The following is a 913-nucleotide window of genomic DNA, read 5'->3' on the forward strand; positions in this document are numbered from 1 at the left end:
AGGCGCATATTCGTGATCTGCGTCTTGAGTCCCGCCGTACCGACGTTCGTCGTACGCGTTGCATTCGTCGATTCGACCACATCTGCAATCGTATCACCGTTCACGAGTCCCGTCGTCGCCGTCGCGGCATCAGCGTGGAACTTCGTCGTGCCGCCCGTATAAACTGCGGTACTGTTCTCCGTTCCGTAGATGCGTGTCTTATCTCCTGCACGCAGCGTGAGGTCACGCGGTGTGATGACAAAGCTGCCGTCCTCATAGGAAACATCATAGTTATTGGCATTTCCTACGCCGAAAACAGCACTGCCGATCATTGTCTTGAGTCCTGGCGTATCTGCATCCGTCGTGACGGCCGCACGCGGGTCAATCGTCTCCGTCACCGAGGAGATCATATCGCCGTTCACGAGATTTGTGCCCGTCTTGACACGGAACAGATTTGTGCCGTTCACATAGCCCGCCGTCGTATTCGCCGTGCCGTAGATGCGGCTCTTGTCACCCGCGACAAGGGTCAGCGCACGCTTCGTGATGTTGAAATGTCCGTCTGTGTAGTGGATGTTATAGTTGGCATCCGTGCCATGCGAGAACTGCGCCGCAGAGGCACGCGTCCAAAGTCCGCCTGTGCCCGCGTTCGTTGTCGGTGTGGCGGCGGGATCGATCGTCTCCGTAACGGAGGAAATCGTATCGCCGTTCACAAGCCCCGTCGTCGCGTCGGCAGGACGCACGTTGAGACGGCTCGTGCCGTTCACGTACTGCGCCGTTTCATTGCCGTCACCATAGGTGCGCGACTTGTCGCCCGCCGTGATGTAGAGGTCACGCTGGGTAACGGCAAAGCCGCCGTCCACATAGGTGATGTTGTAGTTCGACGCCTTGCGATTGCCCATGAGGCGCATATTCGTGATCTGCGTCTTGAGTCCCG

General features: G+C 58.2%; 1 protein-coding gene. It reads right to left on the reverse strand.

Annotated elements, in window-relative coordinates; translation table 11 throughout:
• Nucleotides 1-913 (reverse strand): MBG domain-containing protein (locus HMPREF1992_RS11585; protein WP_021684274.1); only part of this gene is annotated, 913 nt, incomplete at both ends.

The sequence above is a fragment of the Selenomonas sp. oral taxon 892 str. F0426 genome, assembly GCF_000468035.1.
In the GTDB taxonomy this organism is placed as follows: domain Bacteria; phylum Bacillota; class Negativicutes; order Selenomonadales; family Selenomonadaceae; genus Centipeda.